Annotated in this window: 7 protein-coding genes; 2 read left to right on the forward strand and 5 right to left on the reverse strand. The window is 56.2% G+C overall.

What is annotated here, in order from left to right:
- Together AD930_RS12865 and AD930_RS12870 are read right to left on the reverse strand one after the other, a co-directional pair.
- On the reverse strand, positions 1-669 hold the full coding sequence (locus AD930_RS12865) for a hypothetical protein (protein ID WP_156477072.1): 669 nt from the start codon (positions 667-669) through the stop codon (positions 1-3).
- Positions 670-849: 180 nt separating this feature from the next.
- On the reverse strand, positions 850-1101 hold the full coding sequence (locus AD930_RS12870) for a hypothetical protein (protein ID WP_061506553.1): 252 nt from the start codon (positions 1099-1101) through the stop codon (positions 850-852).
- 157 nt (positions 1102-1258) lie between these two features.
- Between AD930_RS12870 and AD930_RS12875 the strand changes: the two genes are divergently transcribed.
- Together AD930_RS12875 and AD930_RS12880 are read left to right on the forward strand one after the other, a co-directional pair.
- Positions 1259-1939, forward strand: a complete 681-nt coding sequence (locus AD930_RS12875; protein ID WP_061506554.1) for a LexA family transcriptional regulator — start codon at positions 1259-1261, stop codon at positions 1937-1939.
- 137 nt (positions 1940-2076) lie between these two features.
- Positions 2077-5412 carry a Hint domain-containing protein gene (locus AD930_RS12880; protein ID WP_061506555.1) on the forward strand — a complete coding sequence of 1112 codons (3336 nt, stop codon included), beginning with the start codon at positions 2077-2079 and terminating at the stop codon, positions 5410-5412.
- A gap of 368 nt (positions 5413-5780) precedes the next feature.
- Here the strand turns inward: AD930_RS12880 and AD930_RS12885 are convergent, their stop codons facing one another.
- From AD930_RS12885 to AD930_RS18130, 3 genes are all read right to left on the reverse strand, one after another.
- Entirely contained in the window at positions 5781-6440 is a 660-nt protein-coding gene (locus tag AD930_RS12885; RefSeq protein ID WP_061506556.1) for a hypothetical protein, read from the reverse strand.
- 93 nt (positions 6441-6533) lie between these two features.
- Positions 6534-6773: a hypothetical protein gene (locus AD930_RS12890; protein WP_156477074.1), complete on the reverse strand. Its 240-nt coding sequence runs from the start codon at positions 6771-6773 to the stop codon at positions 6534-6536.
- A gap of 154 nt (positions 6774-6927) precedes the next feature.
- Positions 6928-7320 (reverse strand): hypothetical protein (locus AD930_RS18130; protein ID WP_167375190.1); only part of this gene is annotated, 393 nt, incomplete at its 5' end.

Genomic DNA, 7320 nt, shown 5'->3' on the forward strand with positions numbered 1-7320 from the left:
TCATCCTTCCGGCTGCTCGGCAAAAAGCGTCAGGCCATCAGTCCCTTTGCGATAGATCAGATGGTGGCGCACTTCCGCCCCGGCCTCCAGCCCGGCAAATGTTCCCGCCATGCGTCGAAAGACAGGTGTCCGCATCCAGTCTTTCGGGCCGTCGCTGCGATACACAGCCGTCGCCGTAATGATCTCCCGTCCGGTCGGGTCATGCTCCGGATGCCGGATATCGACAATCCTGCGGAGCGTCAGACCGACACAGACCCCATCAACCTCACTGATCAGATAGGGATGAAGCAGCAATGGTTCATCACGTTCTTCCTCCCCTTTTTTCGACACCTGTTCAGGATAGGCCAGAGTCGCAATCGGAATATACCCGTCGAAGAGGCGCCCGGGCTGGCGCAGCGTATAGCTAAAATCCGGATTATTCCGGGATGTCGTGTAAAATACGGCCTCTTCCGTTGCGCCGGACGTTTTGAATGTGACTGGCACGACATGCCGTTCCAGAACACCACGCTGCGTCAGATCCGTCACCAGATCCGAGGGTGCCTCGTCTGCTGGTCCGGCATGAAACAGAAACGGATGGGCCGTGGGAGCCGTCCAGGGCGACGACTGCATCCAGAACCGTTTATTGGACCATTCACGAAAGTCTATCCCCGCACCAGAGCGTAACAGCATGCAGGACCGCATGCCCTGAGGATGACGCTCAACCAGCACCTTCTGCAAATCGCGAGTTTCACCGTGCGGCCCGGAGAACAGAATAAAACTCAGGCCGCCTGCGCCGGCGACAGCAAGCAAGGCATCAGGCGCGGGGCCGAACGGATCATCCCTGACAGCGACGAGATCAGGAACGACATCTTACAGATCTCCTGCGTCACGGCAGAGCGCGAGCAGATGTGTCAGTTTCTGATGCACCACGCTCCCCAGAACAATGACGCCTTCGAGGGTTTTCACACCATCCGTATCGGCTCTGAGGGTATCAAGCCGCCCCCGAAGGACCTGATGCTCCAGTTCCACCAGCCGCATGACATCATGCAATCCGGCGTGGAGGTCTTCGAGCCGGCGATCCCGGGGCGGCCCGGAGGACAGGCAAGGCGCTTCATGAGACATGACAAACCCTTCGACAGACCGCGCTGTTCATGCGAGAACAGGCCCATGAGACACGGAGACCCGCTTCATATGCCCTCTATGGAACTTACAGCTCCCCGACTATACATGCAAGCGCTTCGTCGTATAATGACGAACTTTTCCGTTATGGAGCGTTCGCATGCCACCGCCCCGACCCAGAAAGCGCAAGCTCATGGATGAGCAGATCAAACTGATGCGCGAGCGCGGGGAACGGCTGCGTCAGGCTGCCCAGAGCATTGGCATTACACATGCCGCAAAGGCTGCGGGCGTGCCTTACACAACTTTACGTGACTACATGAACGGCAGTGAGATGAAGCTCTCTGCCGTTGCCTCCCTCGCACGGGTCTGTGGCGTGACACTGGACTGGCTTGCCTATGGCGTTGGCGAAACGCCCCTGAGCCAATCCCCCTCCCGCCCCGCCCCGCAACGCGGTGGCCACCAGATTGTCATCCCCTGGCTGGATGACCGGGAAGAAGGATTGCGGGTCGGCAAAGGCTGGCTGGAGACGACCTTGACGCGCCCAACCATCGCAGCGCTCCGCCTGACAGATGTCACAGGCGACGCCATGGCACCGACCCTGCTCCATGGAGATATCGTCATGATCGATACGGCCTCGACCCAGGTTCAGGGCGGCGCACTTTACGCCCTGAAAATCGATGAGACCGTCATGCTGCGCCGCCTTGACCTGCGCCTGGGTGGCGGCATACGCGTTCTGGCTGACAATGATCGTTACCCGCCGCAGGACCTGTCGGCAGAAGACATTCAAAGCCTGAAGGTTGTCGGAGAAGTGGTCTGGTTTGGCGGTCTGCCACGAGGATAAGTGCGCCTTTCGATCTACGAAAAATCACACAATAAAAATTGTACGTGTTCCCGCTTGTTTTTCTACAGCTCCTCACCTAATCTTTCCTGAGAAATACCGCGCCTCGTTGCGGTCCGTCCGGGAAGGATTTCAGTGTAATGGCCAAGGTGACGTCAGCCTCATCGTCAGGAACACATCTCGTCAGTTCGGATATTCACATCGTGAATGGTGCCGTGTGGCAGGACACTGAGCTTGGAGATGATGGAGAGTTATGGGTTGAGAACGGCGGCACAGCCCTCAATACCCTTGTCGATCAGGGCGACCTCACTATCAGCGCTGGCGGCCTTGCCTCAGGCGTGACCGTCACCGGGGATGACGACGAAAACGGCTTTCTCGAAGCCTATGGCGGTCTTCTGGAAGACGCCACTTTTACCAGTACCGGCTGGGGAATCATCGAACAGGGGGGTACCGCCCATACCGTTCTCCTGACGGATGGAGGATACATCGAAGTTGCCGGGACAGTAGACGATGCGACCCTGCGCGGCGGGAGCATGCGGGTTGATTCCGGGGCAATTATCAGAAATGTCACGCTTGAGCAGAACGGCGGCATGCTGATTGAATCAGGGGCGACCGTTACAGGTGTGACCCTTGAGCAGGGAGCTTCTCTTGTTCTGCAATCGGGTGCCACTTTCACGAATGTCACTGTCGCAAGTGGCGGCATTCTCGGCGTCGACACTGTTCCTGAGGACGGCGTCACGATTGACGATGGTGGCAGTCTCGATTTTTCTGCTCTGAGCTGGGACGATGCTGCTACAGCCCGGATCGTGGGTGACCCTATCCTTGACGTCACTGCCGGAGGTGTCACCTCATCCGTGACACTGGACGGAGAGTATACAGGCGAGCATTTCGTTCTCTCGAGCGATGGACATGGCGGCACATTGGCCACCCTGGAGGTTGATGATGGCACACCCTGTTATTGCGCCGGGACCCTGATCACCACCGATCATGGCGATGTCCCCGTAGAAGCGCTGCAAATTGGTGACCGGGTTATGACAGCATCCGGGGAGACACGCCCCATCCACTGGATTGGCCACCGAAGCTATTCTGGACGTTTTGCCTCCCGAAACCCCTCTGTTCTGCCTGTCATTTTTACAGCCGGGTCTCTGGGCAACGACCTGCCACGACGCGATCTCTGGGTCTCCCCGCAGCATGCAATGTTCATCGATGACGTCCTGATTCCGGCCGTTCTGCTGGTCAACGGCCAGACCATCCGGCAGGCGGAACGGGTTGATCGTGTCCAGTATTTTCATGTTGAGCTTGAGAGCCATGATATCCTGCTGGCCGAAGGCGCACCTGCGGAAAGCTTTGTCGATGATTCCTCACGCGGTATGTTCCACAATGCCCCGGAATACGCTGTGCTGTATCCCGACACCCAGAAAAAACCGGCCCGCTATTGCGCCCCGCGGGTTGAAGAAGGCGTTCTTCTTGAAACTATTCGAAATCGTCTGAACCAGACAGATGGACCAGACAACACGGAAAAACCGTCCGGTTCAGGGCATCTGGAAGGCTATCTGGATGCTGTGACCCACACGGAAATCAGGGGATGGGCGCGATGGTCTGACAGCGCCGAACCTGTTCCTCTGCGCATTCTAGATCATGGTATCTGTATTGGGGCCATCATGGCCGATCTGACACGACAGGATGTCGGGAAGGCGTGTGGTTTCCGGTTTATTGTTCCCGGCGGCCTGTCTCCGCACCAGCGCCATATGATTGATGTTCAGCCACTGCACGGAACAGGTCAGCTCGGACATGCTCCCTGGGGCCTTGAACCTGTGGTTGAAACGCAGACCGAAACTCGAACCACTCACCCCGCTCCTTCGAACTCTCTTCGCGGCTGGGTCGACCTCGTGTCCCGGGACCGGATTGCAGGCTGGGCCTATAACCCCACCACCCCGGAAGTGCCCGTACCCCTTCAGATCGTGGTCAATGGCCAACTTCGTGCCAGCACGGTCGCAAACGGGCGTCGCCCCGATGTGTTGCAGGCTGGACAGGGTCCTGAGGACTGCGGGTTCGACCTTCTTCTGCTCCCGCCCCTCTCTCCGCTGACGCGGCACACCATCGAGATACGCTGGGCCGTCAATGGCTCTCTGCTGGGCGCGCCTGCTGTTCTGCCGCAAGCAGACAGCTTTGATCCGGATCTGGAGCAAGCGCTGAAGACCGCAGTCTCGTCGGCAGAAAGCCTCGAGACACAGAGCCATGTCCTGTCCTTCCTGCTGGAGCAGGTCGATCGCCTGAAGCAGGTGCGAGCAGAGACAGCCACAGACCACACCCGTATGGCGCTAAACCGGCAACTCACCAGACGAGGATATACTGAACCCGTTACCCCAGCCCCGAAAGCGTTGGTCATCGACAGCGCCCTGCCGGACGGCCAGCGGGACGCCGGATCAGTGGCAATTCTGTCGCATGTCCGAACCCTGCAAACTCTGGGATATCAGGTCACGTTTGTCGCCGCTGACGGGATGGGAACGCGGGCTCCCTTCCCTGTTCCGGATGTTATGTTCTGCACCCTGCCATTTTACAATTCGGTGGAAGAGGTTCTGACGCGGCATGCCAACAGCTACGACGTTGTTTACCTCCATCGGGAACATGTGGCATCGCGTTACATGACCCTTGTTCGCCAGACCCAGCACCGGGCCCGGGTTGTTTATGCGGTTGCGGATCTACATCATGTTCGCGTCGCCCGTCAGGCTGTCATTGAGGGCCGTCCCGAACTGCTCGCAACAGCACGGCGTCTGAAAGCAGCCGAATATGACATGGCGAAAAAGGCAGACGTCGTGCTGACTCATTCTCTTGCAGAACTGGATCTCCTGCGCCGAGACGTGCCGTCTGCCACTGTTGTGCAGGTCCCGTGGGCTGTCCCGGTCAGAAAACGTGTACCGGGATTCCAGAACCGTACAGGCCTTGCCTTTATCGGCAATTTTGCACACGCACCAAACATTGATGCGGCTCACTGGCTGGTCGACGAGATCATGCCACTGGTGTGGAAACAGGCGCCGGACATCATCTGCCATCTTGTTGGCAGCGGCATGCCGGAACCGATCCAGCGTCTTGCCAGCGACCGTGTCCATATTCGTGGGCGTATTCCTGATCTTTCCTCCATACTGGATCAGGTTCGGCTGACGGTTGCCCCATTGCGGTTTGGTGCAGGCATTAAAGGGAAAGTCCTCGACAGTCTTGCTGCAGGCGTGCCGTGTGTCATGACGCCGATCGCCACCGAGGGACTGATCTTACCCAAAGCACTGACAAAGCTTGTCGGCACCGGAAATGCAAATCTGGCACGGCTGATTGTTCGCACGCACACCAACCGCAACCTGTTTAATCAAAACTCGAAGGCTGGCCAAATCTATATCCGTGGTCATCATAACGAGCAGTGTGTCGCTCAGAGCTTGCAGATAGCCCTTCGCACCGCTTCAGATATCCAACAAGCGGGGTAAGCCGCCTGTTGGAAACAGCATGAGGGTTACCCAAAGCACGGCAAACCGCATCTTTTTTAGGCGTGTCGTCAGTTAGCACTCGGTACCATAAGGTTTATACTTCCATTTAATCTGCCATGTTTCCTCTATGTTTTCAGAGAGAGTGTGAAAGCGTCACTATGGTCTGAACGATAGTCAGTGTAAGCGGATAAAGGATCGTCCCCGAGTTGTGAAGGTCGTGTCGGCGGAACAACTGTGGATAACCGTCTATTTGTAGAAGCCGTCATGACGTGATTATGACGGCGCATTTCTATTGTCATGTGACCGCTTTTCAGACAGTGATACCAAAAAAACAGCTGTCATCATGGCGTTATTCGACAAGGTCCCCATCAGGCAGCAGTTCGCAGCCCGCCCTCCGCGACTGCCTCAATCGCCTGCCTGAGGGCGGCAGTCACCTGGTGAGGATCACAGACCATGTCCTTGAAAATGAGAATGGGGCGCTGATTGGGTGGATAGCGATGCAATCGCCTTAAGGTCTCGTCCTTTCGTGCCTTTTGTGTTGACGAATAAGCCGTGAATGTCCGGTCAAACAGACCAACGACTTCGATAAAACAGCTCTTACCAGACTGGATCGAACTCACTTTAAAGTCAGCAAAAGCCTCTTCCTGAAAAGTACATCCTTTCACAAGAGGATGAACGTCCAGCTTTACTGACGATGGCAGCGTCGGTTTGATCCACCGATACACAGCCAATTCGTAAAGGGAATCAAACTCATGACCGTCCTGTGCGAGCTTTTCCTCGACAGGTAGGTGCGGATAGCACTGGTGCACAGCCTCACGAAAGGCCGCCCATGCCCCCTCCCCTGGCTGCCAGTATTTCTTGCGCAGATCCCAGGCCTTTCGCCCAAGGTCTGCCAACATAAAGCCATGGACACAGACGCCAACAAGCGCTGAAAGCTCGGCGTATAGGTCAATATCCCGGCGCGGAAAAAGACCGGTCCTAACAGGCATCGGAAACTGAAGTGGGTCGAAGCGATAATCAGCCGTCATAGGGAAGTATCCTAAAAAATGGCTCCGATCACACAGCGTGAAGCGGAGCCAGGAAAAGGTTTTTTTGGTGAGGATAGGGTGTGATTGAAGTGGTCAGGCTGCCTGCTTCATCGTCACTGGCGCCGCCAGAAGCTGTTCCAGGCGGCCATAACGACGTTCCATGTCGCGATGCAATATGACCAGCCCCTCCAATGCCTCAAAAGCGGCTTCGCTACCGCCTAGGATCTCGAGCAGCAGAACACCCTCGAGCACATGAAGAGCTTTGAGCTCCATCGTTGAGTGCACAACGTCATCGGTAACAGGAAACAGGTCAGACAGTGGGTAATGAGACATGATTTTTGTCCTTGTCGTCCAAAAAAGGGAGGAAAAGACCACACACATCCCGTCCCTCTTCCTCTGGGGCATTGACGGATATGCACAGTCACCGGAACACACAGACAAAGCGTCTCCACCCCGCCCCGGTCAGAAAAGCCCTTTTTTAGAAAATTCATTTCAAAACAATGAGTTGGGAGAGAGCATTTTTAAATGCGATAGAACGAGAGAAAAGAAGAAAAAACCCAGCAATTTCATATGCATACCGCAGAGTGCATATGAAATTGCGGTAGCGTGCCTTCATTTGGGACGAAAAAGTGCCTCTGGAGAGCGAAAATAATCGCATCTCAGGGGGCAGAAAGCCAGAATTACGCCCCTGCCAAAAAAGCCTCCCAACAATAATGTCCCTTTCTTGTCCCGCTTTGAGACCGAAACTGTCTGGATTTTTCAAAAACCTGGTGTCAGACTGGAACAGCCAGAACCCCACAGAAGAGCAGAAGAACATGAAATACGACCAGCATGGCCCGCTGTCAGCGATGCTCTCCGAAGCAGCTGGAGAAGCCGGGCG

Source organism: Acetobacter malorum, from assembly GCF_001580615.1.
In the GTDB taxonomy this organism is placed as follows: Bacteria; Pseudomonadota; Alphaproteobacteria; order Acetobacterales; family Acetobacteraceae; genus Acetobacter; species Acetobacter malorum.